The sequence below is a fragment of the Streptomyces sp. NPDC107550 genome (assembly GCF_055639095.1).
Window position 1 is genome coordinate 119,275 of the sequence record NZ_JBVKBC010000001.1, and the last position, 23,231, is coordinate 142,505.

The 23,231-nt window shown below is 73.1% G+C and carries 18 protein-coding genes; 9 read left to right on the top strand and 9 right to left on the bottom strand.

Translation table 11 applies throughout. From position 1 onward, the window contains the following. Positions 1–270 precede the first annotated feature (270 nt). The 4 genes from ACZ7LY_RS00585 to ACZ7LY_RS00600 all read left to right on the top strand — a co-directional run bounded on the left by ACZ7LY_RS00585 (position 271) and on the right by ACZ7LY_RS00600 (position 3,954). Positions 271–1,083, top strand: coding sequence for a polysaccharide deacetylase family protein (locus ACZ7LY_RS00585; RefSeq protein WP_471622256.1), 813 nt, complete (start codon positions 271–273; stop codon positions 1,081–1,083). A gap of 59 nt (positions 1,084–1,142) precedes the next feature. Beyond that, entirely contained in the window at positions 1,143–1,574 is a 432-nt protein-coding gene (locus ACZ7LY_RS00590; RefSeq protein WP_471622257.1) for an SRPBCC family protein, read from the top strand. Positions 1,575–1,697: 123 nt separating this feature from the next. Further along, on the top strand, positions 1,698–3,146 hold the full coding sequence (locus tag ACZ7LY_RS00595) for a hypothetical protein (protein WP_471622258.1): 1,449 nt from the start codon (positions 1,698–1,700) through the stop codon (positions 3,144–3,146). Positions 3,147–3,213: 67 nt separating this feature from the next. Beyond that, positions 3,214–3,954, top strand: a complete 741-nt coding sequence (locus tag ACZ7LY_RS00600; protein ID WP_471622259.1) for a bestrophin-like domain — start codon at positions 3,214–3,216, stop codon at positions 3,952–3,954. Positions 3,955–4,066: 112 nt separating this feature from the next. Here the strand turns inward: ACZ7LY_RS00600 and ACZ7LY_RS00605 are convergent, their stop codons facing one another. From ACZ7LY_RS00605 to ACZ7LY_RS00625, 5 genes are all read right to left on the bottom strand, one after another. Continuing rightward, positions 4,067–5,215 carry an XdhC family protein gene (locus ACZ7LY_RS00605; RefSeq protein ID WP_471622260.1) on the bottom strand — a complete coding sequence of 383 codons (1,149 nt, stop codon included), beginning with the start codon at positions 5,213–5,215 and terminating at the stop codon, positions 4,067–4,069. Between the two features lie 43 nt (positions 5,216–5,258). Then, a complete protein-coding gene (locus ACZ7LY_RS00610; RefSeq protein ID WP_471622261.1) occupies positions 5,259–6,716 on the bottom strand; it encodes an NCS2 family permease in 1,458 nt (485 codons plus the stop codon). A gap of 271 nt (positions 6,717–6,987) precedes the next feature. Beyond that, positions 6,988–9,375 (bottom strand): xanthine dehydrogenase family protein molybdopterin-binding subunit, encoded by a 2,388-nt coding sequence (locus ACZ7LY_RS00615; RefSeq protein WP_471622262.1) that lies wholly within the window; start codon positions 9,373–9,375, stop codon positions 6,988–6,990. A gap of 5 nt (positions 9,376–9,380) precedes the next feature. Beyond that, positions 9,381–9,965, bottom strand: coding sequence for a (2Fe-2S)-binding protein (locus ACZ7LY_RS00620; RefSeq protein ID WP_471622263.1), 585 nt, complete (start codon positions 9,963–9,965; stop codon positions 9,381–9,383). Beyond that, positions 9,965–10,867, bottom strand: a complete 903-nt coding sequence (locus ACZ7LY_RS00625) for an FAD binding domain-containing protein (protein WP_471622264.1) — start codon at positions 10,865–10,867, stop codon at positions 9,965–9,967. Before ACZ7LY_RS00625 ends, ACZ7LY_RS00620 begins: the two co-directional genes overlap by 1 nt. A 274-nt stretch (positions 10,868–11,141) precedes the next feature. Here ACZ7LY_RS00625 and ACZ7LY_RS00630 point away from each other — a divergent pair, with 274 nt between their 5' ends. Further along, a complete protein-coding gene (locus tag ACZ7LY_RS00630) occupies positions 11,142–12,818 on the top strand; it encodes a PucR family transcriptional regulator (protein WP_471622265.1) in 1,677 nt (558 codons plus the stop codon). 149 nt (positions 12,819–12,967) lie between these two features. After that, positions 12,968–13,735: a hypothetical protein gene (locus ACZ7LY_RS00635; protein ID WP_471622266.1), complete on the top strand. Its 768-nt coding sequence runs from the start codon at positions 12,968–12,970 to the stop codon at positions 13,733–13,735. Positions 13,736–13,963: 228 nt separating this feature from the next. On the opposite strand, the gene ACZ7LY_RS00640 is transcribed toward ACZ7LY_RS00635, so the two are convergent. Continuing rightward, positions 13,964–14,692 (bottom strand): GntR family transcriptional regulator, encoded by a 729-nt coding sequence (locus ACZ7LY_RS00640; protein ID WP_471622267.1) that lies wholly within the window; start codon positions 14,690–14,692, stop codon positions 13,964–13,966. A 137-nt stretch (positions 14,693–14,829) separates the two neighbouring features. Here ACZ7LY_RS00640 and ACZ7LY_RS00645 point away from each other — a divergent pair, with 137 nt between their 5' ends. Then, the gene (locus ACZ7LY_RS00645) at positions 14,830–15,687 is read left to right on the top strand and encodes a (2Fe-2S)-binding protein (RefSeq protein ID WP_471622268.1); all 858 of its coding nucleotides are present in this window, start codon (positions 14,830–14,832) and stop codon (positions 15,685–15,687) included. A 209-nt stretch (positions 15,688–15,896) separates the two neighbouring features. Beyond that, positions 15,897–16,970: a DUF2637 domain-containing protein gene (locus ACZ7LY_RS00650; protein WP_471622269.1), complete on the top strand. Its 1,074-nt coding sequence runs from the start codon at positions 15,897–15,899 to the stop codon at positions 16,968–16,970. 42 nt (positions 16,971–17,012) lie between these two features. Here ACZ7LY_RS00650 and ACZ7LY_RS00655 read toward each other — a convergent pair whose 3' ends face one another. Further along, a complete protein-coding gene (locus ACZ7LY_RS00655; protein WP_471622270.1) occupies positions 17,013–17,471 on the bottom strand; it encodes an ATP-binding protein in 459 nt (152 codons plus the stop codon). 607 nt (positions 17,472–18,078) lie between these two features. On the opposite strand from ACZ7LY_RS00655, the gene ACZ7LY_RS00660 reads away from it, so the two are divergent. Continuing rightward, positions 18,079–19,353: an FAD-dependent oxidoreductase gene (locus tag ACZ7LY_RS00660; RefSeq protein ID WP_471622271.1), complete on the top strand. Its 1,275-nt coding sequence runs from the start codon at positions 18,079–18,081 to the stop codon at positions 19,351–19,353. A gap of 109 nt (positions 19,354–19,462) precedes the next feature. On the opposite strand, the gene ACZ7LY_RS00665 is transcribed toward ACZ7LY_RS00660, so the two are convergent. Together ACZ7LY_RS00665 and ACZ7LY_RS00670 are read right to left on the bottom strand one after the other, a co-directional pair. Then, positions 19,463–21,208, bottom strand: a complete 1,746-nt coding sequence (locus ACZ7LY_RS00665; protein ID WP_471622272.1) for a pyruvate dehydrogenase — start codon at positions 21,206–21,208, stop codon at positions 19,463–19,465. 110 nt (positions 21,209–21,318) lie between these two features. Further along, the gene (locus ACZ7LY_RS00670) at positions 21,319–23,172 is read right to left on the bottom strand and encodes a protein phosphatase 2C domain-containing protein (RefSeq protein WP_471622273.1); all 1,854 of its coding nucleotides are present in this window, start codon (positions 23,170–23,172) and stop codon (positions 21,319–21,321) included. Positions 23,173–23,231 lie beyond the last annotated feature (59 nt).

A 23,231-nucleotide genomic window follows, 5' to 3' on the forward strand; every position in this document is an offset into this window, starting at 1 on the left:
CACCGCCCGCGTCTCTGTCACCCGCATCGGAACGCTCGCCCGGCCAGCCCATCGCGGTCTCCCCCAAGCCGTCACATGTCCTCTACAGGGGTCAGATTCGGGGGCCGCCACGACGGCTGTCAATCGCCTTCCGCCCGCCGGGCGCGCGACCCCGCGCCCCACGGCCCGCCCCGCACCCGGCCCGCGCCCGCCCCACGTCCCGCCCGGACCGCAAAAGCGCAGGCCAAAGAGCTATACACCCTGTGTATAACCTGTGTGTATAGTGCCCGTATGCCTGCTGCGACTACGAAGATGAAGAAAACGCGGAGGGGGTTCCGCGCGCTGACCGTGCTGGCCGCCGCCGGGGCGGTCTCGCTCGGCCTGACCGGCTGTACGAAGTACGAGACGACCAAGCCGAGCGCCGCGCGCAAGGCGCCCGCCGAGGCCCGGGGCAAGGGCGGCGCCCAGGCGGAGGGCAGCCCGTACGGCACCGTCGACTGCCGCAAGGCCAAGTGCGTGGCGCTCACTTTCGACGCGGGTCCGAGCGGGAACAGCCCCCGGCTGCTGGACATCCTGAAAGAGAAGAAGGTCCCGGCGACGTTCTTCCTGCTCGGCAAGAACCACATCGCCAAGCACCCCGACCTCGTCAAGCGCATGGCACGCGAGGGCCACGAACTGGCGAGCCACACCTGGGACCACAAGATCCTCACGGACATCAGTGACGACGACATCCGCGACGAGCTGCGGCGCACGGACGACGCCGTGGAGAAGCTGACCGGCAAGCGGCCCACGCTGATGCGCCCGCCGCAGGGCCGCACCGACGACCACGTGAGCGAACTCGCCCGCAAGGAGGGGCTCGCGCAGATCCTGTGGGACGTGACGACGAAGGACTACACGCTGCCGCCGTCGAAGACGATCACCGAGCGGGCCGTGAGCCAGACCAAGCGGGACTCGATCATCCTGCTGCACGACATCTACAAGAACACCGTGCCCGCCGTCCCCGCGATCATCGACCGCCTGAAGGAACGCGGGTACGTGTTCGTGACCGTGCCGCAGCTCCTCGCCCCCGGCAAGGCCGAGCCGGGCAAGATCTACAAGCCGTGAGCACGCGCGGGCCAGGAGCCGTGAGGGCGCGCGCCGGGGGGCTGTTCTAGCGTGGGCGCATGACCGCTTCCGTCCGGCTCGTCCGGGACACCCCGCTGCCCGCCGCCGAGTCCTGGCGCCGGCTGACCGCCTGGGAGCGGCACGGGGACACGGTCCCGTTCACCCGGGTCGCCCCGCGCACGCCCGGCCCGACGGACCTCGGCACGGTGTTCGTGGCCCGCACCGGGTTGGGGCCGCTGGGGTTCGACGACCCGATGGAGATCACGGCCTGGCAGCCTCCGCGCCACTGCCGGATGGTCAAGCGCGGCCGGGTCGTGACCGGCTGGGCCGAGTTCGACGTCCGCGCCCTGCCCGGCGGCGGCTCCCGGGTCGAGTGGCGCGAGGACATCGCCGTACGGGGACTGCCGCGCGCCGCCGATCCGCTGCTCGCGGCGGCCGGGCGCCGGATGTTCGGGCGCGCGCTGGACGCGCTGCTGGCCCGCGACGACTGACCCCGCGCCGAGCGGCCCGCTGACGGCGCCGGTCGCCGGGGCGGGCGCCGCCGTGCGGGTGGTTGCGGGGGGCCGTGGGCGCGTCCCGCGGGGCCGGGGCGGCGGGGCGGCGAGCATGCCGGTGTGACGATCGGACGATTCCTCGCCTCGCTCGCGCCCGCCTTCCCCCGCCGGCGGCTGCTGATCGGCCTGTGCCTGGCGACCGGCGGGCTGCTCGCGGCGGGCCCGGTGACGGCCGACGGCCCCGACGCCCACGGTCTCGCCCTGGACGTCCTCGTGAACGCCCTGCCGGGCACCGCCGCCACCGGCCCCGGCGTCCGCACCGGCGACCCGGTCGTCGTCACGTACGAACTGCGCAACCGGGGCGGCTCCGACCTGTACGACGTCCGCGTGCGCGACCCGCTGCTGCCCGGGGTGCGCCCGCGCTGCCCCGGCGGCGGCGACGCGGTACGGATGCTGACCGGACTGCGGACCGCGCGGTGCACGGCGATCGGCCGGGCGCTGCCGGGGCGGCGGTCGGCGACCGTGACCGCGGCGGGCAGCCAGCCGTATCTGCGGGCGATCGTGCAGGCCACCGCGCAGGCCGGGTACACCGGGGTCGGCGCGGCCCTCGCCCTGCGGGAGAGCGCCCGCCCGGCGGGCCCCGGCCGCGCCGAGGCCCGCTACGCCCTCACCAACACCGGCAACCGGCCCGCGTACGGCATCCGGCTCACCGATCCCGGGTTCGCCCCGGACCGGATCGGCTGCCCCGGCGGCGACGCCGTCGTGCCGCGCCTCGATCCCGGCCGGACCGTGACGTGCGCGGCGGGGCTGCGGCGGGCGCCGGGCGTGTACGAGGGGCGGGGGCTCGCGGTCGGCGGCGACGGGCTGCGCACCCTCGGGCCGGGCGGACAGCGGCTCGCGCCGCCCCGGCTGACGGCGCGGGCGAGCGCGCGCGTCGTCGTGCCGGGGGCGCCCGGGACTCCCCCGCCGCCGTCCGGGCCGCGACCTCCGCACGGGCCCCCGCCGGGTGTGCCTGCCGTTCCGCCGCCGCACGGGCCCGCGCCGGGGCGGCCGGTGCCCGGCGGACTCTCCCCACTGCTGCCCCTGGCTCCCCCGGCGCTGCCGCCGCCGCCCGCCGCGCCCCCGGCCCCGGCCGACCTCATGAACCAACCCGCGTATCTGGCACCGCCCCTGACGTCCGGTCAATTCCCGGGTGGCGGGCAGGTGTTGCCGCCGGGGGCGGGACAAGTAGGGCCGGGGGCCGGTCAAGTAGGGCCAGGGGCCGGTCAAGTGGCGCCGGGTAACGGGCAGGTGGCGCCGGGTACCGGGCAGGTGGCGCCGGGGCGTGGGCTGCCGCCGGGTGCGCTGCCGCCGCCCGCGTCCCGTCCGGCGCTGCCGCAGACCCGGCCGAACGCGCCGGCGAGCACCGCGCCCCCGTCCCGTCCGACGCCGAAGGCCGCGCGTCCGCTGCTCGGGCGCTTTCTGCACGCGTCGGGGCGGCCTACCGGGCTCGGCCTCTCGACCGTCCTCTTCCTCATCCTGATCCCGGCGGTCGTCGCCGCGCTGCTGCTCGGCACGCGCCGCCGCTAGCCCGGCCCCTCCCCTCCCCCGCCCCCGCCTCTCCCTGTCACCGGCCGCGACCCACGGAGCTGACCTGATGATCGAAAGCCTGGCCATCGTTCTCGGCGTCGCGCTGCTCGCCGCCGCGGTCGTCCTCGTCAAACACCGCTTCTGGCCGCTCCGCGAGGACGAGGAACCCCGCGAGGACGTCGCCGAGTACATCTCGATGATGGTCGGCGTGCTGTACGCGCTGATCCTCGGGCTCGGCCTCGTGTCGGTGTGGGACAACCACTCCGGCGCCGACGACCACGTCGCCGCCGAGGCGGGCGCCGCCCACCAGATCCATCTGCTCGCCGACGGGTTCACACCGCGCCAGGGCCAGGACGTGCGGGATGCCGTCGAGACGTACGTACGGCATGTCGTGGACGTCGAGTGGCCGGTCATGGCGGACGGCGGGGTGCCGGACGCGGGCGGCTGGCAGTTGCTGAAGCAGGTGCGCGCGGCGGCGCAGATCGGGCCGGACGCGGGCCCGGCGCAGCAGGCGACGGCGCAGGAGACGCTGGCGCAGCTGAGCGTGCTGGACGAGGCGCGCCGGGGCCGGGAGTCGGACGCGGGGCAGCGCCTGTCGCCGGTGCTGTGGCTCGGGCTGATCGTGGGCGGGGTGCTGACCGTCGCGTTCATGTTCATGTTCGGGGTGCGGCGCAGCTTCACGCACGTGGTGATGGTGATGGGCCTGTCGGCGCTCATCACCTTCACGGTGCTGCTGATCTACCAGCTCGACGGGCCGTTCTCGGGCCTGCTGGCGGTGGACTCGGGCCCGTTCACCGCGCCTTGGTGAGCCCGGCGTTCTGGTGAGCCCCGCGCCCTGGTGAGCCCGCGTCCAGGTGAGCCCCGGGCGGCCGACGGCTCAGACCACCGGCGGCCGACCGCTCAGACCACCGGCCGACCGCTCAGGCCACCGAGCCGATGCGGCGGGTGGCCCCCGGCTCGTGGTGGATCGGCGTGTGCGCGCCGGTGAGGGCAACGCCGCTGCCGCCGCGCCGGGCGGCGACGATCTCGGAGGCGATGGAGACGGCGACCTCCTCGGGGGTGCGGGCGCCGAGGTCGAGGCCGATCGGGGAGCGCAGCCGGGCCAGTTCGAGGTCGGTGACGCCGACCTCGCGCAGCCGCTCGTTGCGGTCGAGGTGGGTACGGCGGGAGCCCATCGCGCCGACGTAGGCGACGGGCAGGCGCAGCGCGAGGCGCAGCAGCGGCACGTCGAACTTGGCGTCGTGGGTCAGCACGCACAGCACGGTGCGACCGTCCACGTGGGTGCGCTCCAGGTAGCGGTGCGGCCAGTCGACGACGATCTCGTCGGCGTCGGGGAAGCGGGCGGCGGTGGCGAAGACAGGGCGGGCGTCGCAGACGGTGACGTGGTAGCCGAGGAACTTGCCCATGCGCACGAGCGCCGACGCGAAGTCGATCGCCCCGAAGACGATCATGCGGGGCGCGGGCACGGAGGACTCCACGAGCAGCGTGAGCGGTGCTCCGCAACGTGAGCCCTGCTCTCCGATCTCGACGGTGGCGGTGCGTCCGGCGTCCAGCAGGGCCGCGGCCTCGCCGGCGACCGTGCGGTCCAGTTCGGGGTGGGCGCCGAAGCCGCCCTCGTGGCTGCCGTCGGGGTGGACGAGGAGCGCGCGTCCGAGCAGGTCGTCCGGGCCTGAGACGATCCGCGCCAGGGCCGCCGCCTCCCCAGTGGCGGCGGCCCTGAGCGCGGCCGCGATCACATCCCGTACGGCCGGGTCCGCGGCGCGTACCGGTGTGACGAGGATGTCGATGACGCCGCCGCAGGTCAGGCCCACGGCGAAGGCGTCGTCGTCGCTGTATCCGAAGCGCTCCAGGCGCGTGACGCCGTCCTGGAGCGCTTCCTGGCACAGTTCGTAGACCGCGCCCTCCACGCAGCCGCCGGAGACCGAGCCGATCGCGGTGCCCTCGCTGTCGACGGCGAGGGCCGCTCCCGGCTGGCGGGGCGCGCTGCCGCCGACGGCCACGACGGTGGCGACGGCGACATCACGTCCCTGCTCGACCCACCGGCCCAGTTCTTCGGCGATGTCCAGCATGTCTGGGTCTCCTTAGCGGTTGCGTACGGGAGGTGACGAGGCGTCAGTGGACGCCCAGCCAGCCCTCGATCGGGTTGAGGGAGAAGTACACGAGGAAGATGACCGTCAGGCCCCACATGAAGGCGCCGATCTCCCGTGCCTTGCCCTGGGCGATCTTGATGGCCACCCAGGAGATGACGCCGGCGGCGACACCCGTGGTGATCGTGTACGTGAAGGGCATGAGGACCACGGTGAGGAACACCGGGATCGCGGTGGCACGGTCGGCCCAGTCGACGTGCCGGGCGTTCATCATCATCATCGCGCCGATGACGACGAGGGCGGCGGACGCGACCTCCTGCGGGACGATCGCGGTCACCGGGGTGAACAGCAGGCACGCGGCGAAGAACAGGCCGGTCACCGCGGAGGCGAGGCCCGTACGGGCGCCTTCGCCGACGCCGGTCGCGGACTCGACGAAGACGGTCTGGCCCGAGCCGCCCGCCACGCCGCCGATCGCGCCGCCCGCGCCGTCGATGAACAGGGCCTTCGACAGACCCGGCATGCGGCCCTTGTCGTCGGCGAGGCCGGCCTCGGTGCCGACGCCGATGATGGTGGCCATCGCGTCGAAGAACCCGGCGAGCACCAGCGTGAAGACGATCATGCCGACCGTCATGGCGCCGACCTGGCCCCAGCCGCCGAACTCGACCTTGCCGAACAGCGAGAAGTCGGGCGTGGAGACCGCGCTGCCGTGCAGGGCGGGGGCGCCGTTGGCCCACTGCTTGGGGTCGACGACGTCGGCCGCGTTGAGGATCATCGCCACGACCGTGCCGGAGATGATGCCGATGAGGATGGCGCCGGGCGTGTTGCGGGCCTGGAGCATGAAGATCAGCAGGAGGGTGCCCGCGAACAGGAGCACGGGCCAGCCGGCGAGTTCGCCCGCCGGGCCGAGGGTGAGCGGGGTGGCCTTGCCGACGTGCACGAAGCCGGACTTGTACAGGCCGATCAGGGCGATGAACAGGCCGATGCCCATGGTGATGCCGTGCTTGAGCGCGAGCGGGATCGCGTTCATGATCATCTCGCGCAGGCCGGTGACGACCAGCAGCATGATGACCACGCCGTAGATCACGCACATGCCCATCGCCTGCGGCCAGGTCATCGCGGGTGCGACCTGCGAGGAGATGACACCGGAGACGGACAGGCCGGCGGCGAGCGCCAGGGGCACCTTGCCGACGAAGCCCATCAGCAGGGTGGTGAGGGCGGCGGCGAACGCGGTCGCGGTGATGACGGCCTTCTGGCCGAGCGTGTCACCTGCGGCGTCCTTGCCGGACAGGATCAGCGGGTTGAGCAGGAGGATGTACGCCATCGCCATGAAGGTGGTGACGCCACCGCGCACTTCGCGCGCGACGGTGGATCCTCGGTCGGATATGTGGAAGTACCGGTCGAGCCAAGACCGCCCGGCGGGAACGCGCGAGCCGGAGCCCGCGTCGTCCGCGGTGGTCTTCGGCTCCACTGACTGCTGGGTCATGGTGCCTCGTTTCCCAAGGTTCACAGGGGCACCCGCTGAGTCGCCGGCGGCGCGCGGGATTTGGGATGACGCACGACCCGGGGGACGGCCCGAGGCGCGGATTCCTGGAGCGGGCGCCGCGTGGCGCGCGTCCGGAGTTCGAGAGGTGAGGGCGCTCTCCCGGGGAGAGGAGAGCCGCCCTCGGCGGGAGCGGGGCGGGGCGGTGGTGCGCCGCGCGGTCCGCTCCCGGGGCCGGCGCCCGGTGGGGGCGCCGGCCGGGTTCCGCGGCCGGTCAGGCCGAGGCGGTACCGGTCAGGTGTTCCGGGCGGACCGGGGTCCGGTTGAGCTCCAGGCCCGTCGCCGCCCGGATCGCCGCGAGGACGGCCGGGGTGGACGACAGGGTCGGGGCCTCGCCGATGCCGCGCACGCCGTACGGCGCGTTCGGGTCGGCCAGTTCGAGGTAGTCGACCGGGATGGTCGGGGTGTCGAGGAGCGTCGGGATCAGATAGTCCGTGAAGGACGGGTTGCGCACCTTCGCGGTCTTCGGGTCGACGATGATCTCCTCCATCACCGCGACGCCGAGGCCCTGGGTCGTGCCGCCCTGGATCTGGCCGACGACGGAGAGCGGGTTGATCGCCTTGCCGACGTCCTGCGCGCAGGCCAGCTCGATGACCTTGACGAGGCCGAGTTCGGTGTCGACCTCGACGACCGCGCGGTGCGCCGCGAAGGCGTACTGCACATGGCCGTTGCCCTGTCCGGTGCGCAGGTCGAAGGGTTCGGTGGGGCGGTGCCGCCACACCTCCTCGATCTCGACGGCCTCGTCCTCCAGGACGTCCACGAGGGACGCGAGGGCCTCGCCGCCGTCGGTGACGACCTTGCCGCCCTCCAGGAGGAGTTCGGCGCTCGCCCACGCCGGGTGGTACGAGCCGAACTTGCGCCGGCCGATCTCCAGCACCTTCTCGCGCACGAGGGAGCAGGAGTTCTTGATGGCGCCGCCGGTCATGTACGTCTGGCGGCCGGCGGAGGTGGAGCCGGCCGAGCCGACCTGGGTGTCCGCCGGGTGGATCGTGACCTGCTGGACGCCGAGTTCGGTACGGGCGATCTGCGCGTGGATCGTGACACCGCCCTGGCCGACCTCGGCGGCGGCGGTGTGCACGGTGGCCACGGCCTCGCCGTTGATGACCTCCAGGCGGATCTTCGCGGTGGAGTAGTCGTCGAAGCCCTCGGAGAAGCCGACGTTCTTGATGCCGACCGCGTAGCCGACACCGCGTACGACGCCTTCACCGTGCGTGGTGTTGGACAGGCCGCCGGGCAGCGCGCGCACGTCGGCGCCCTCGCTGGACTCCCACTGGCGCTCGGGCGGCATCGGGCGGGCCTTGACGCGGCGCAGCAGTTCGGCGACCGGGGCGGGCGAGTCGACCGGCTGCCCGGTCGGCATGATCGTGCCCTGCTCCATGGCGTTCTTCTGCCGGAACTCCACCGGGTCCATGCCGAGTTTCGCGGCGAGCTTGTCCATCTGCGCCTCGTACGCGAAGCACGCCTGGACCGCGCCGAAGCCGCGCATGGCGCCGCACGGCGGGTTGTTGGTGTACAGGCCGATGGCCTCGATCTCGACGTCGTCGATGACGTAGGGGCCGACGGACAGCGAGGAGGCGTTGCCGACCACCGACGGCGTCGACGACATGTACGCGCCGCCGTCGAGGACGATCTTGCACTTCATGTGCGTGATCTTGCCGTCCTTGGTGGCGCCGTGCTCGTAGTAGAGCTTCGCCGGGTGCCGGTGGACGTGGCCGAAGAAGGACTCGTACCGGTTGTAGACCATCTTGACGGGCTTGCCGGTGCGCAGGGCGAGCAGCGAGGCGAGGATCTGCATGGAGATGTCCTCGCGGCCGCCGAACGCGCCGCCGACTCCGGCCATCGTCATCCGCACCTTCTCCTCGGGCAGGCCGAGGCAGGGCGCGATCTGCTTGAGGTCGGAGTGCAGCCACTGGGTGGCGACGTACAGGTCGATGCCGCCGTCCTCGGCGGGCACGGCGAGGCCGGACTCGGGACCGAGGAACGCCTGGTCCTGCATGCCGAACGTGTACTCGCCGGTGACGATGACGTCGGCGCGCTCGGCGGCCTTCGCCGCGTCGCCGCGGATGATCGGCTGGCGGTGCACGATGTTGGGGTGCGGGGCGTGGCCCGCGTGGTGGTCGCCGCGGTTCTCGTGGACGAGGATCGCGTCGGGCGCGGTCGCGGACGCCTCGTCGGTGATGACGGGCAGTTCGCGGTACTCGACGACGACCTTGGCGGCGGCGCGGCGCGCGGTCTCCGGGTGGTCGGCGGCGATCAGGACGACGGGCTCGCCGTGGTGGCGGACCTTGCCGTAGGCGAGCACCGGGGTGTCCTGGTACTCCATGCCGTAGTTCTTCTTCGCCGGCAGGTCCTCGTGCGTCATGACGGCGTACACGCCGTCCATGGCGAGGGCCTCGGAGGTGTCGATCGAGACGATCTCCGCGTGCGCGACGGTGGAGCGCAGGACCTGGCCCCACAGCATGTCCTCGTGCCACATGTCCGACGAGTACGCGAACTCGCCGGTGACCTTGAGGGTGCCGTCCGGGCGGAGCGTGGACTCGCCGATGCCGCCCTTGGTCTGCGCCCCCTGGGTGACCTTGCCGGGGATTCCTGTCGTACCCATGCTGTTCAGACTCCCTCGGGCTGCGACTGCCGCGCGGCGGCGAGCCGGACCGCGTCCATGATCTTCTCGTAGCCGGTGCAGCGGCAGAGGTTCCCGGACAGCGCCTCGCGGATGTCCGCGTCGGACGGGGTCGGGTTGCGCTCCAGCATCTCGTCGGCGGCGACGAGCAGGCCGGGCGTGCAGAAGCCGCACTGGACGGCGCCCGCGTCGATGAACGCCTGCTGGATCGGGGAGAGTTCGCCGCCCTCGCCGGTCTGCGAGTCGGTGCCCTTCGCGGTCCAGCCCTGCGCCTCTTGGAGCGAGGTGCCCGAGCCGCAGGCGCCGGTGCCGCAGGCGCGCTGGGCGGCGTGGTCGGCGAGGCCCTCTACGGTGACGACCTCGCGGCCCTCGGCCTGACCGGCGGCGACCAGACACGAGCAGACCGGCACGCCGTCGAGGCGGACCGTGCACGAGCCGCACTCGCCCTGCTCGCAGGCGTTCTTGGAGCCGGGCAGGCCGAGCCGCTCACGCAGCACGTACAGCAGGGACTCGCCCTCCCACACGTCGTCGGCTTCCTGCTTGCGGCCGTTGACCGTGAAATTGACGCGCATTACGCGGCACTCCCCTTCTGCGTGCGACCGTCGGTGCGGTAGGACTCCCAGGCCCAGGTGAGCGTGCGGCGGGCCATGACGCCGACCGCGTGACGGCGGTACGAGGCGGTGCCGCGTACGTCGTCGATGGGGTTGCAGGCGCCGGCGCACAGGTCGGCGAACTGCTTGGCGACCGACGGGGTGATGATCTTGCCGTTGTCCCAGAAGCCGCCCTCTTCGAGCGCCGCGTTCAGGAACAGCTCGGCGTCCTTGGCGCGGATCGGGGTCGGCGCGGCGGAGCCGATGCCGGTGCGCACGGTCCGCGTCTCGGGGTGGACGGCGAGGCCGAACGCGCACACGGCGATGACCATGGCGTTACGGGTGCCGACCTTGGAGTACTGCTGCGGGCCGTCCGCCTTCGGCAGATGCACGGCGCGGATCAGCTCGTCCGGGGCGAGCGCGTTGCGCTTGACGCCGGTGTAGAACTCGTCGATCGGGATGCGGCGCGAGCCGCGTACGGACTCGGCCTCGACCTCGCAGCCGGAGGCGAGCAGCGCGGGGTGCGCGTCGCCGGCCGGGGAGGCGGTGCCGAGGTTGCCGCCGACGCCGCCGCGGTTGCGGATCTGCGGCGAGGCGACGGTGTGCGAGGCGAGCGCCAGCCCCGGCAGCTCGGCCCGCAGATGTTCCATGATCTTGGTGTACGGGACGGAGGCGCCGAGCCGGACCGTGCCCTGTGCTCCCTCGCCCACCTCCCACTCGCTCAGCTCGCTGATGCGGTTGAGGTCCAGGAGGTACTCGGGCCGCCGGTGGTCGAAGTTGATCTCGACCATGACATCGGTACCACCCGCAATCGGCACAGCCGTGGGGTGCTCGGCCTTGGCGGCGAGCGCCTCCTCCCAGCTTGCGGGGCGAAGGAAGTCCATGAGCGGCTCTCTTCATTCGTCGTTCGTGGATCGTTCGATGCGATCGAGCCACGGGATGTGCGGATCACGGAGGCTCGTTCATGTGCTGTTCACGCGGAGTGGGCTCAGTACACCGCCCTGTGCTCCGCCTGCATCAGTCACGGAAACCATGAAGGAGTTGGCTGCCCACGAATGGTGTCTTGTAGATTCGTATGAACGGAGGGCATCACCAGGCTCTCCGTTTCCCCGAAGACACCCAAGCAACAGTTCGAGACAGATCGGCGGCGAGGACGACATGCGGCTGCGCGCATTGCTGGACACGGACGCGCTGGGCCTCAGGCTCCTCGGCGGCGAGGACGAGCTGGACCGCACGGTCCGTGGCGTGATGACCACGGACCTGCGCGACCCCAGCCGGTACCTGTCGGGCGGCGAGCTGGTCCTGACGGGCCTGGCCTGGCGGCGGGACGCGGCGGACTCCGAGCCGTTCGTCCGCATCCTCCAGTCGGCCGGGGTCGCGGCCCTCGCGGCGGGCGAGGCGGAGCTGGGCGCGGTGCCCGAGGACCTGGTGGTGGCCTGCGCCCGCCACCGCCTGCCCCTGTTCGCGGTGAACGAGTCGGTGGCCTTCGCCACGATCACCGAACACGTCGTACGGCAGGTCTCCGGTGAGCGCGCGGGCGACCTCGCGGCCGTCGTGGACCGCCACCGGCGCCTGATGACGTCCGGCCCGACCGGCGGCGGCCCCGACGTCGTCCTCGACCTGCTCGGCAGCGACCTGGACCTGCGGGCCTGGGTCCTGTCCCCCGCCGGGCGCACGGTCGCCGGGTCCACGGTCGGCGGGCCCGAGCTGCCGCCCGCCGTCCGCGCCCGCCTCGCCGGTGAGCACCTGGCGGCCACCCGCGCCGGGCGGCGCGCCCCGCACCGGGTCTCCGTCGACGGCACGGCGTACTCGCTGTTCCCGATCCGTACCGGCGCCAGGGGGCCGGCCCCGGCCCACCGGGACGTGCGCGAGACGGTGCTCGCGGACTGGCTGCTCGCCGTGGAGGCCGACGCGGGCGACTGGCCCGAGGAGCGGCTCGACCTGCTCCAGGGCGTCACACAGCTGATCTCCGTGGAGCGCGACCGGCGCGACGCGGCCCGCACCGTGCGGCGCCGGCTCGCCCAGGAGGTCCTGGAGCTGGTCCAGACGGGCGCCGCGCCCGCCGAGATCGCCGCGCGGCTGCGGGTGGCGGCGCCGGTGCTGCTGCCGGGGCTCGGCGCGGCCCCGCACTGGCAGGTCGTCGTCGCCCGCGTCGAATGGGAGGGCGGCGCGATCGAAGGCGGCCCGGTCGCGCAGTCGCTCCTGGAGGAGATCCTGCTCGACCCGCTCTCCACGGGCACCGAGCCCTCCGACCGGATCGCCGTCGCCCATACGGGTGACGAGGCCATCGCCCTCGTACCGCTGCCCGCCGTGCCCGCCGACCACGACGGCCCCGAGCAGGGCCTGATCGCGGACAGCCTCCTGGAGACCGTACGGGAGCCGCTGTCGGCGGGGCTCGCGGACGACGGGCGGCTGACCATCGGGGTGAGCGCGGCCGTGCACTCGGCGGAGGGGCTGCGCGGTGCCCTTGAGGAGGCCCGGCACGCCCGGCGCGTCGCCGCCGCCCGCACCGGCCTGGTCTGCGCGGCCGGGCACCAGGAGCTGGCATCGCACGTGCTGCTGCTGCCGTTCGTGCCGGACGACGTGCGGCGCGCGTTCACGGCCCGGCTGCTCGACCCGCTGCGCGACTACGACCGCAAGCACCGGGCCGAGCTGATCCCGACGCTCGAGGCGTTCCTCGACTGCGACGGCTCCTGGACGCGCTGCGCCTCCCGGCTCCACCTGCATGTGAACACGCTGCGCTACCGCGTCGGCCGGATCGAACAGCTCACGAACCGTGATCTGTCGCGCCTGGAGGACAAGTTGGACTTCTTCCTGGCCCTGCGCATGAGCTGACGCGACGTCAGTCCTTTAGCGGTTACGGGTGCCGACCGGAACCCCATCCCTTTGTGAAATCTTTCACCCACCCTCTTGGCCGGGCCCGGTGATCCGTGCTGAGATGCCCTCCATCAACTCGGCTCGACGGCGTGCTCGGGGAGGGCAACGTGGCGCATACCGCCATGTCTGGTACGGGAACGAACGCAGGGCACGATCCACTCCAGACCGCGGTATGGCGGCTGCGCTCGCGCGGCTGCTGGGCCGACGCGGCGGCACTGCTCGAACCGCACGCGGCGACGGACCCGGCCGCGGCGCTCCAGCGGGCGGCGCTGCTCGTCGAGCGGTGCCTGTACACCGAGCGGGGCTGGCCCGAGGCGGAGGACGCGCTGCGGGCGGCGGAGGCGCTGGCCGGCACCGACGAGGAGCGCGGCGCCGCCGCGTGCGAGCGGGGTCAACTCGCTTATGCGGCTACGTTGTTGAAGGTACGGGACCGGGTGGACGAGGCCCGTTCGGCGTTCGGCCGCGCGGCGGCGCTGATCGCGCCCGGGGCGGCGCGGCGGGCGGTCCTCGACTTCCGGCGGGGGCTGATGGCGGAGAACCTCGCGGACTCTCCGCAGGCGGCGCGGTCCGCCTACCGGCGGGCGCATGCGGGGGCCACCGCGCACGGGGACACGCTGCTGCTCTCCTTCACCTGGCGACAGCTGGCCGGGCTCGCGCTGCGGGAGGGGGAGGTGGCGGAGGCGCGGCACGGGTTCGCGGAGTCGTTGCGGCTGCGGGAGGAACTGGGGTTCCTGGTGGGGACCGCGCCTGCGCTGATCTCCTTGGCGGAGGCGGAGGGGGAGGCGGATACGAAGGCGCGGCTGCGGGCGGAAGCGGCTCGTCTCTTCCGCCTCCTGGACGGAGTCCCCACCTGGCTGGCCCCCTCCCTGACCTGACCCGGCACTCTGGGGCGCTGCCCCAGCCCCCGCTCCTCAATCGCCGGAGAGGCTGGGAGTTGACGCCGAGGCCAGCCCCGTCAGGGGCGCTGGCGGCTGAGGAGTTGGCGCTGAGGCCAGCCCCGTAAGGGGCGCGGGGAACTGCGCGAGAAGCCCCACCGGGGCTGCACCCGAGGCACAACGTGCACTCACCCCGCGCTGGCGTGCCGTCAGAGAATGAACCCCCGGTCAGAGGGTGTAGTGGGCCTGGACCGTGGACTGGACGGAAAGCAGGTCACCCCGCTCCAACGCGTCGACCAGCGCGACATGCTCCGCCGCATCCACCCGAAGATCCCCCGGCACCACCCCCACCCGCCCCCAAAGATCATCCGCAACCCGCACCAACTGCTCATTCCCCGCAAGGGAGAGCAGCGCCCGATGAAACGCCCGGTCCGCCACCGCGTACCCCGCGAGATCCCCGGCGACGGCAGCCCGTACGGTCTCCTCGGCCCCCGCCCGCAACGCCCCCCACCGCCCCGCCGGCACGACCCCCGCCCCGGCGAGCCGCAACACGGTCGGCGCCTCGATGAGCGCCCGCACCTCCGCCAGCTCCGCCAGCTCCCGCGCCCCCCGCTCGGCGACCCGGAACCCCCGGTTGGGGACGACCTCGACGGCCCCCTCCGCCGCGAGCCGCTGCATGGCTTCCCGCACGGGCGTGGCGGAGACGCCGAACCGCTCCCCGAGGGCCGGCGCCGAGTAGACCTCGCCGGGCACCAGCTCTCCGGCGACGAGCGCGGCCCGGAGCGCGTCGAGGACCTGCCCGCGCACGGACGTCCGGACGAGCGGGGCCCGCGGCGCGGGCGGCTCGCCGTGGGTGTGCTCGCCCCGGCTGCGCTCGGCCGACGCGGCCGCGCCGCGCTGCTCGGGCACGCCGTGGCCCGGCGCCGCGCGCCACCTCGTCTGCTCCACCCCGGTCATCCCGTTCGCCGCCGTTCCTCGCCGTTTGTCCGAAGCTCAACGAAGAACGATAGGCGGCCGGGCTCCCAGTTCAAACCCCTCCCGTTTCGGATAAGGTAAGGCTTACCTGCAAACGATCGGGATGCGGTGGTCCTTGCATGAGCCTTCTCACCCCGGCGGCGCCCGCCGCGACACACCCCGCGGTGTCGGCCGCGTACGCCCGTCTCACCGAGGTGTTCCCGAGCCTGCGCGTCGACCTCGCCGGGCCCGGCGCCCCGCTCCCGGGCGGGGCGGGCTGGGTCGGGGCCGGGGAGCTCGCCGAGGGCGGCGGCGCGCTCGACGCGTTCCTCGCCTGGGACGAGGCGCAGGTGCTCAGGGACTACGGGACGCGGGCGCGCCCGGACGTGATCGCCAGCTTCGGCCTGCACCGCTACGCGTGGCCCGCCTGCCTGCTCGTCACGATCCCCTGGTTCCTGGAGCGGCGCGTGCCCCGGCTGCCCACCGCGCACGTCTCCTTCCACCGGGCGCTCGGCCGGATGGCGGTACGCGTCACCGACTTCGCGTGCCTGCCCGGCGACCCGGCCGCCGCACTGCCCGGCGCCCGCGTCGTGGACGGCGAGGAGGCGCTGCGCGCCGAGGTCCGCGCGGCCGTCGCCGAGCACCTGGAGCCGGTGCTCGCGGGCTTCCGCCCCCGGATGCGGCGCGGCCCGCGCGCCCTGTGGGGCATGGCGACGGACGAGATCGTCGAGAGCCTCTGGTACGTGGGTCATCTGCTCGGCGAGGAGCGGCGCGCGATGACCGACCTCGAGGAGTTGCTGCCGGGCACGACCGAGCCGTACGTGGGCCGGGCCGCCTTCCGGGAGCTGACCGGGCCGGAGGGCGAGCCGCTGCCCACCCGCGACCGCGCGAGCTGCTGCCTATTCTACACGCTGCGCCCCGAGGACACCTGCGTGACCTGCCCGCGCACCTGTGACGCGGACCGCGTGCGCAAGCTGACGGCCGCCACCGCTGCCTGAACACAAGAGGCCGACGCCCGAACCACCCGTACGGGTGACGTAAATAGAACGCAACTTCCCTTTCCGCTGCGGGAGTTCGAGCGTACGGCCGCTTTGCGCGCCCCCTTGCACTCCAATGGCGTTCTCTTGTCCCGAAACCCCCGTGCGGGCCGGGGCGGCTGGGCCACTATGGCGCCCGAAACGCCCTACCGCGATGCAAGGGACCCCAGATGAGACTGACCGATATATCGCTTGACTGGCTGCTTCCGGGCGCCGTACTGCTCCTGGGCATGCTGGCGGCGGTGGCGGTGCTCGCGCGCGGCAGGCGCGCCGGGGGGAAGGGCGGCTCGGCCGACGACTCGTGGGAGCGCAGCGAGGAGCGCCGGCGCCGCAAGGAGGCCGTGTACGGCTCCGCCTCGTACGTGCTGCTGTTCTGCTGTGCCGCCGTCGCCGCCGCGCTGTCCTTCCACGGCCTGGTCGGCTTCGGCCGGCAGAACCTGAGCCTGTCCGGGGGCTGGGAGTACCTGGTCCCCTTCGGGCTCGACGGCGCCGCGATGTTCTGCTCGGTGCTGGCGGTGCGCGAGGCCAGCCACGGCGACGCGGCCCTCGGCTCGCGCATACTCGTATGGACGTTCGCGGGCGCCGCCGCCTGGTTCAACTGGGTGCACGCGCCGCGCGGGCTCGGCCACGCGGGCGCCCCGCACTTCTTCGCGGGGATGTCTCTCTCGGCGGCCGTCCTGTTCGACCGCGCCCTGAAGCAGACGCGCCGCGCGGCACTGCGCGAACAGGGCCTGGTGCCGCGGCCGTTGCCGCAGATCCGCATCGTACGGTGGCTGCGCGCGCCCCGGGAGACGTACAGCGCCTGGTCGCTGATGCTCCTGGAGAACGTGCGGACGCTGGACGAGGCCGTCGACGAGGTGCGCGAGGACAAGCGGCAGAAGGCCCAGGACCGGGTGCGCCAGCGCGAGCACCAGAAGCTGGAGCGGGCGCAGCTGCGGGCGCTCAGCCGGGGCCACCGCCCCTTCGCCGGGCGCGGCGGCACGCAGGTGGAGGTGCCGGCCGTGGCGGCGGGCACCGGCGCGGGCCAGGGCGGCGCGGAGCCTGCCATATCGCCGCCGGAGACGCCCTCGCAGGAACAACAACTGCCGGTGCGCGCCCGTCCCTCGCTCCAGGCCGTCAAGAACGGTGAGGGCGCCGCGCCCTCGGTCGCCGTCGATCTGACGGCGGAGGACGACACCCAGGCGCTGCCCCGGCTCGACACCCTGGAGCAGAAGCTCAAGGACCTGGAGCAGCAGTTCGGCTGACGGTCCGTCATAGGTGGGTGTGTGCGGCGGCGCCGCGCGGTCTCAGGGCCGCGCGGCGCCGCCGTCGAGTTCGAACCACACCACCTTGCCCCCGCCGCCCTCGGCGAGCGGGCGCACGCCCCACGCGTCGGCCAGTGTCTGCACCAGCATCAGCCCCCTGCCGTGCGTACCGTCGTCGGCGTGCGGTACGCGCGGCCGGGGCCGGTGCGCCGCGTGGTCCCTGACCTCGACGCGCAGCCCGTGCGGGCCGACGGTCGCGGTGAGTTCGGCCTCGCGGTCGGTGTGCACCAGCGCGTTCGTGACGAGTTCGCTGGTGAGCAGTTCGGCGATCTCCGTGGTGTCGGCGGGTCCTTCCCAGTGCCGCAGCAGGTCCCGCACCGCCCGCCGGGTCCGGGCGACCGCTTTCAGGTCGCGCTTCTTCACCGTGCATCTGAGCTGGGGGCGCGGCCCGCGCGGCGGCCGCGTCCCGATGTCGTCCGTCTCTCGCGTCGTCCCTTTCATGACCCCCGCCCACGCACCGGCCCCGGGGTCTTGACACCCCGGGCCGTGCCGTCCGGCCTGATTCTCGAACGCGTACACGCAATGCATGCCCCATCGGCCGGGCGGCACTCTTGTGGGTTCGTCCACCGTGGGCCGGGCGAGGGCGGCCACATCCGGCCGTCGTAGGGATGCGGACGCGTCGGCGCGGCACGGCAAGGCGCGGCGGCGCGGCGCCGGGATTTCCCGAGTCCGCGTAGGTATATCTACTCGCGTGTGCGCGCAGCAACGTTTGTGCAATTCCTTTCCGCATTTCCTCGCCCCGGAGAGAACGCGTTTGTCGCGGCTTCGACACACGCCCCGTTCCCCCAGGTCAGACGGTCACTCAAAAGGTAAATCGGGGTGACGTCCGAGAGGAATGGTTTCTTTGCTCCCCGTGCGCCGGGGGCGCGCACCAGGACATTCCTCCTTTGTCGCGCGGGAAAGTCAGGGACCCCGCTCCGGAGGCGAATGATGGCCGCAGACGGCACGCCCGTGGCTTTTCGGGGAAACGCACGGCGACGGGCGCGCCGTCGCTCCGCCGGCGGGTCCTGGCCGGCGGGACCCGTCACGTGAACAAGGAAGTGAAGTTGTGGCTCAGCAGCAGCACACCCGCCGTGTGGAGAAGGTCCTGGTCATCGGCGCCGGGGTCAGCGGTCTGACGACCGCGCTGGAGCTGTCCCGGGCCAAGGACGGCAAGAACCCCCGCTATCAGGTCCAGGTCGTCGCCGAGCGCCCCGCCGACCAGACGGTGTCCGTGATCGCGGGCGCCCTGTGGGAGTTCCCGCCGGCGGTCTGCGGCCAGCACGGCAACCAGCTCTCCATCATGCGGTCCAAGCGCTGGTCGGTGGAGTCCTACAAGGAGTTCGCCAAGATCGCCAAGGAGCACCCGAAGGCCGGGGTCCTCATGGCGCAGTCGAACTTCTACTTCGGCATCAAGATCGAGGACGACTGGCTCGAACGCACGAAGATGCAGGAGCTCAAGAAGCTGGCCGACGAGGGCCACATCCAGGGCTTCAGGCGCATGACCGAGGCGGATCTGAAGAAGGTCCCCGCCTCCTTCAAGGTCAAGGACGGCTACCAGCTCACCGTCCCCGCGATCGACACGCCCATCTACACCCGCTGGCTGCGCGACCAGCTCAAGAAGCAGCCCAACGTCACGATCACGTACGGCAAGCGCATCACCGACCGCCTGGTGCCGCAGAGCGCGAAGCTCCGCGCGGAGTACAAGGTCGACGCCATCGTCAACGCCACCGGCATGGGAGCCGCCGAACTCGCCGGGGCTTGTATGGTTCCGCTGCGCGGCGCCCTGGTCCGGGTCCCCGTCGACCGCTTCCCCGAGCCGCCGAAGACCGCGTACGCCATCTCCAAGACCGCCCACCAGCAGGACATGGTCTTCATCGTCCCCCGCAAGACCCACCTCATCCTCGGCGGCCTGGTCGAGCCGAGCGAGTACGACACCCACCTCACCAAGGACTACCCGCCGATCAAGGACATGTTCGCCCGCAACAAGCGCTTCGCGCCCGAACTCCTCAAGGACATCTCGCTGGAGGACACGGACGTCGAGGTCATCACCGGCCTGCGCCCCTACCGCGTCGAGAACGTCTGCGTGGAGCGGGAGTACGGGTTCAACATCGTGCACAACTTCGGCCACGGCGGCAGCGGCTTCAGCCTCTCCTACGGCTGCGCCCGCGAGACCATGGGGCTCCTGGAGAGCATGGAGGGCGCCTCCTTCCGGGCCGTCGACCTCCAGCCGGCCGCCGTGCATCTGCACCCGGAGGCGTACAGCGGCCTGGCCGAGCCCACCTTCGAGTCGTTCCAGCTCGACGGGCAGCGCGTCGGCGTCGAGCAGCCCGTCTACAACTGACGACCGGGCCCCGGCGCGCCGGGACGGCACGGCGCCGCCCCCGCACCCGGCCTGCGAGGGCCGGGTGCGGGGGCGGGTCGGGCGCCGATGATTCCGCGCGGACGGTCCGTCAGGGGCGGGGCATGTTGCGCAGGTTGGAGCGGGCCATCTGCACCATGCGGCCCACCCCGCCGTCCAGCACGATCTTGGAGGCGGACAGCGCGAACCCGGTGACCATCTCGGCGCTGACCTTCGGCGGGATCGACAGCGCGTTGGGGTCGGTGACGATGTCGACGAGCGCCGGGCCCTCGTGCTTGAAGGCGTCCTTGAGGGCGCCCGCGAGCTGCTTGGGCTTCTCCACCCGCACCCCGTAGGCGCCGGCGGCGCGGGCGACGGCCGCGAAGTCGGGGTTCTTGTTCGTCGTGCCGTACGAGGGCAGGCCCGCGACCAGCATCTCCAACTCGACCATGCCGAGGGAGGAGTTGTTGAACAGGACGACCTTCACCGGCAGGTCGTACTGGACGAGGGTGAGGAAGTCACCCATCAGCATCGAGAAGCCCCCGTCGCCGGACATGGAGATGACCTGGCGCTCGCGGTCCACGAACTGGGCGCCGATCGCCATCGGCAGCGCGTTGGCCATCGAGCCGTGCGAGAACGAACCGATCACGCGGCGGCGGCCGTTGGGCGAGATGTAGCGGGCCGCCCACACATTGCACATGCCGGTGTCGACGGTGAACACCGCGTCCTCGGAGGCGAGTTCGTCGAGGACGGAAGCCACGTACTCGGGGTGGATCGGGACGTGCTTGTCGACCTTGCGGGTGTACGCCTTGACGACGCCTTCGAGGTTGTCGGCGTGCTTCTTCAGCATCTTGTCGAGGAAGCGTCGGTCGTCCTTGGGCCGCACGCGCGGCGTCAGACAGCGCAGCGTCTCGCGCACGTCACCCCACACCGCGAGGTCCAGCTTGGAGCGCCGCCCGAGGTGCTCGGGCCGCATGTCCACCTGGACGATCTTGACGTCCTTCTGCGGCAGGAACGCGTTGTACGGGAAGTCCGTGCCGAGCAGGATCAGCAGGTCGCACTCGTGCGTGGCCTCGTAGGCGGCGCCGTAGCCGAGCAGTCCGCTCATGCCGACGTCGTACGGGTTGTCGTACTGGATCCACTCCTTGCCGCGCAGCGCGTGCCCGACCGGCGACTTGATCTTCCCGGCGAACTCCATGACCTCGGCGTGCGCGCCCGCGGTGCCGCTGCCGCAGAACAGGGTGACCTTGTCGGCCTCGTCGATCATCTCGACGAGCCGGTCGATCTCCGTGTCGCCGGGGCGGATCGTGGGCCGCGAGGTGACGATGGCGGTCTCCACGGACTTATCCGGGGCGGCCTGGTCGGCGATGTCGCCGGGCAGCGTCACGACACTCACGCCGGACTGCCCGACCGCGTGCTGGATCGCCGTCTGGAGCACGCGCGGCATCTGCTGCGCGCTGGAGATCATCTCGCTGTAGTGCGAGCACTCGGTGAACAGCCGGTCGGGGTGCGTCTCCTGGAAGTAGCCGAGGCCGATCTCGCTGGAGGGGATGTGCGAGGCGAGCGCGAGGACGGGCGCCATCGAGCGGTGCGCGTCGTACAGGCCGTTGATCAGGTGCAGGTTGCCGGGCCCGCAGGACCCGGCGCACGAGGTCATCTTCCCGGTGATCTGCGCCTCGGCGCCCGCGGCGAACGCGGCGGTCTCCTCGTGCCGTACGTGGACCCAGTCGATGGCGCTGTTGCGGCGGATGGCGTCGACGACCGGGTTGAGGCTGTCGCCGACGACGCCGTACATGCGCTTCACACCTGCGCGGACGAGGATGTCGACGAACTGCTCGGCGACGTTCTGCTTGGCCATGGACGCGCGTCCCTTCGGCGGTCGGTGCTGCTGTCTGCTCCTCCCATCCATTCATACACCTCGCGCTCCCGCCTCCGGGAACGTCCCGCTCCGCATCGTCCGACGCCGGGTCAGCCCTCCCAGAGCGCCGCCAGCGTGCGGTCGTCGGCATAGCCCTTGACGCGGACCTGGGCGTCCCCGAGGAACGCGGCGAGGCCCGGCGGCTCGCCGCTCCACCGCTCGGCGAGGTGCGCGCCGAGCGCGGGCTCGCCGCGCAGGGGTTCGGCGAGGCCCGCCGAGCACAGCAGCAGCGTGTCGCCCGGACGGGCGAGGGAGGCGCGGAAGCGGAACGGGTCGCGGGCCGGGCGCGGCGCGGGTTCGTAGGGGCTCGGCGGCGTCGTGATCTGGAGGTCCATGGTGAGCCGGTCGCCCTCGGGGGTCTCGGCGGGCGGGGAGCCGTAGCCGACGACGGGCGCGCCGCTCTGCTCGCCGGCGCTGGGCTCGATGTCGTGCCAGGCGCCGCCGCGCAGCCGGAACAGTCCGCCGCCGCCGACACCGAAGAAGACCCGGGTGCGGCACTCGGGGTCGGCGGGGACCAGCAGGCAGCGCAGGGTCGCCGTGTACTCCTCTGGGTCGAGGCCGCGTTCGCCGGCGCCCGCGCGGAGCTTGCCGAGGCTGCGGTCGGTGAGCCGGTGCAGGCCCGACTTGAGGTCGCCTCGGCGCCCGGCGCGGATGTCCTCGGCGAGCCGGGCGTGGCTGAGTCCGACGGCGCGGCCGATGTGGGCGCACGCCTCGGCGGCGGCGCGGTGGGCGCCGGGGGTGGCGCGGGCGCCGGTCGCCATGGCGACGAGGAGCAGGGCGCCGGTGCCGCTGCCGAAGCGGGCGGTGAGCAGGCTGTCGCGGCGCGGTTCGCCCCGGTAGCGGGCGGAGTCGCCGCGCAGGGAGGCGGCGCGCAGGGTGCTGCCGCCGTAGCGGGCGCCGTCGAGGACGGTGTCGGCGACGAGGTCCGCGAGGTCCTCCGGGTCGGCGGCGGGCAGCGCGGTGGGTTCCGCCTCGTAGGTGGGCGGGCCGTCGCCCACGTACGCGGTGGCCGGTTCGTCCGAACGGGCGATGCGGGGCGCCTCGGCCTCCGCCCGGTCCGCCGGGAGGTCCGGGCGCGGGTGCGCGGCGGTCCGCTCCAGCCGCCTCGCCCCGGCGGGCGGCGCGAGCGGTGGCACGGCGGGCGGGCGCGCGGGCGGCGGCGGCACGTACGAGGTCGTGGGCCCGACGGGCGGCGCGGGCGGCTCCGGCGGGCGCACGGGTTCGGGGGGCGGTACGGGTCCGGGCGGTGCCGTCTGCGCGGGCGGGCGTACGGGGCCGGCGTCCCGCCCGGGTTCGGGGGGTCGCGCGGGGTCACCGGGTCGTACGGGGGCGGGGGTACGCGGGGGCTCCGGACGGTACTGCTGTGGTTGCGGGGGCTGTTGGGGCTCCGGGGCGGTGGGCTGCGGGGGCTGCGCGGGCCGTGGGAGTCCCGCCTCCGCCCCGCGATCGGGCTCCGGCGCGGAGGACTGCGGGGGCTCCGGCTCCGACCGGCGTTCGGCCTCCGGGGGCTGTTGGGGTTCCGGCGACTGCCGGGAGGCCGGGGTTTCGGAGGGCGGCGGGGGCGAACCCCAGGGTTCCGCCGGGGCCGGTGGGCGGAGGTGTTGCAGCGGGTTCGGCGGCGGCGCCGGCGGCACCGCCTCCCCGGCGGCACGCGGGCCGGGGATCTGCGCCCCGGAGGCCGGAACTCCCGTGTCCGGCGCGGGAGTCCACTCGTCCGGCGTTCCACCGGGCGGCTGCCCGCCGGGCTCCGGGGACATCACCGCGCCCGCCGAGGCGAACCGGTCGTCCAGGGTGTCCGGCGCGGGCGCGGGCCCGGTGTCCTCGGTGGCGTCGTCGTACAACTGCTGCCACCAGTCGTCCTCCTGGGCGCGGCGACCGGCGGGCCTCTCCCCCTGATGACTCATGTCCTTATTGTCCACCGATGTGGCCCGGCGGAAACGGCGGTTCGGTGAAAAAGGTCCGC

Coding starts and splice junctions, on each gene's coding strand:
- ACZ7LY_RS00615 (WP_471622262.1), bottom strand. CDS start 9,375: ATGGGTACGACAGGAATCCCCGGCAAGGTCACCCAGGGGGCGCAGACC.
- ACZ7LY_RS00625 (WP_471622264.1), bottom strand. CDS start 10,867: ATGGACTTCCTTCGCCCCGCAAGCTGGGAGGAGGCGCTCGCCGCCAAG.
- ACZ7LY_RS00655 (WP_471622270.1), bottom strand. CDS start 17,471: ATGAAAGGGACGACGCGAGAGACGGACGACATCGGGACGCGGCCGCCG.
- ACZ7LY_RS00605 (WP_471622260.1), bottom strand. CDS start 5,215: ATGCTGGACATCGCCGAAGAACTGGGCCGGTGGGTCGAGCAGGGACGT.
- ACZ7LY_RS00670 (WP_471622273.1), bottom strand. CDS start 23,172: ATGAGTCATCAGGGGGAGAGGCCCGCCGGTCGCCGCGCCCAGGAGGAC.
- ACZ7LY_RS00640 (WP_471622267.1), bottom strand. CDS start 14,692: ATGACCGGGGTGGAGCAGACGAGGTGGCGCGCGGCGCCGGGCCACGGC.
- ACZ7LY_RS00645 (WP_471622268.1), top strand. CDS start 14,830: ATGAGCCTTCTCACCCCGGCGGCGCCCGCCGCGACACACCCCGCGGTG.
- ACZ7LY_RS00620 (WP_471622263.1), bottom strand. CDS start 9,965: ATGCGCGTCAATTTCACGGTCAACGGCCGCAAGCAGGAAGCCGACGAC.
- ACZ7LY_RS00650 (WP_471622269.1), top strand. CDS start 15,897: ATGAGACTGACCGATATATCGCTTGACTGGCTGCTTCCGGGCGCCGTA.
- ACZ7LY_RS00585 (WP_471622256.1), top strand. CDS start 271: ATGCCTGCTGCGACTACGAAGATGAAGAAAACGCGGAGGGGGTTCCGC.
- ACZ7LY_RS00665 (WP_471622272.1), bottom strand. CDS start 21,208: ATGGCCAAGCAGAACGTCGCCGAGCAGTTCGTCGACATCCTCGTCCGC.
- ACZ7LY_RS00630 (WP_471622265.1), top strand. CDS start 11,142: ATGCGGCTGCGCGCATTGCTGGACACGGACGCGCTGGGCCTCAGGCTC.
- ACZ7LY_RS00600 (WP_471622259.1), top strand. CDS start 3,214: ATGATCGAAAGCCTGGCCATCGTTCTCGGCGTCGCGCTGCTCGCCGCC.
- ACZ7LY_RS00590 (WP_471622257.1), top strand. CDS start 1,143: ATGACCGCTTCCGTCCGGCTCGTCCGGGACACCCCGCTGCCCGCCGCC.
- ACZ7LY_RS00610 (WP_471622261.1), bottom strand. CDS start 6,716: ATGACCCAGCAGTCAGTGGAGCCGAAGACCACCGCGGACGACGCGGGC.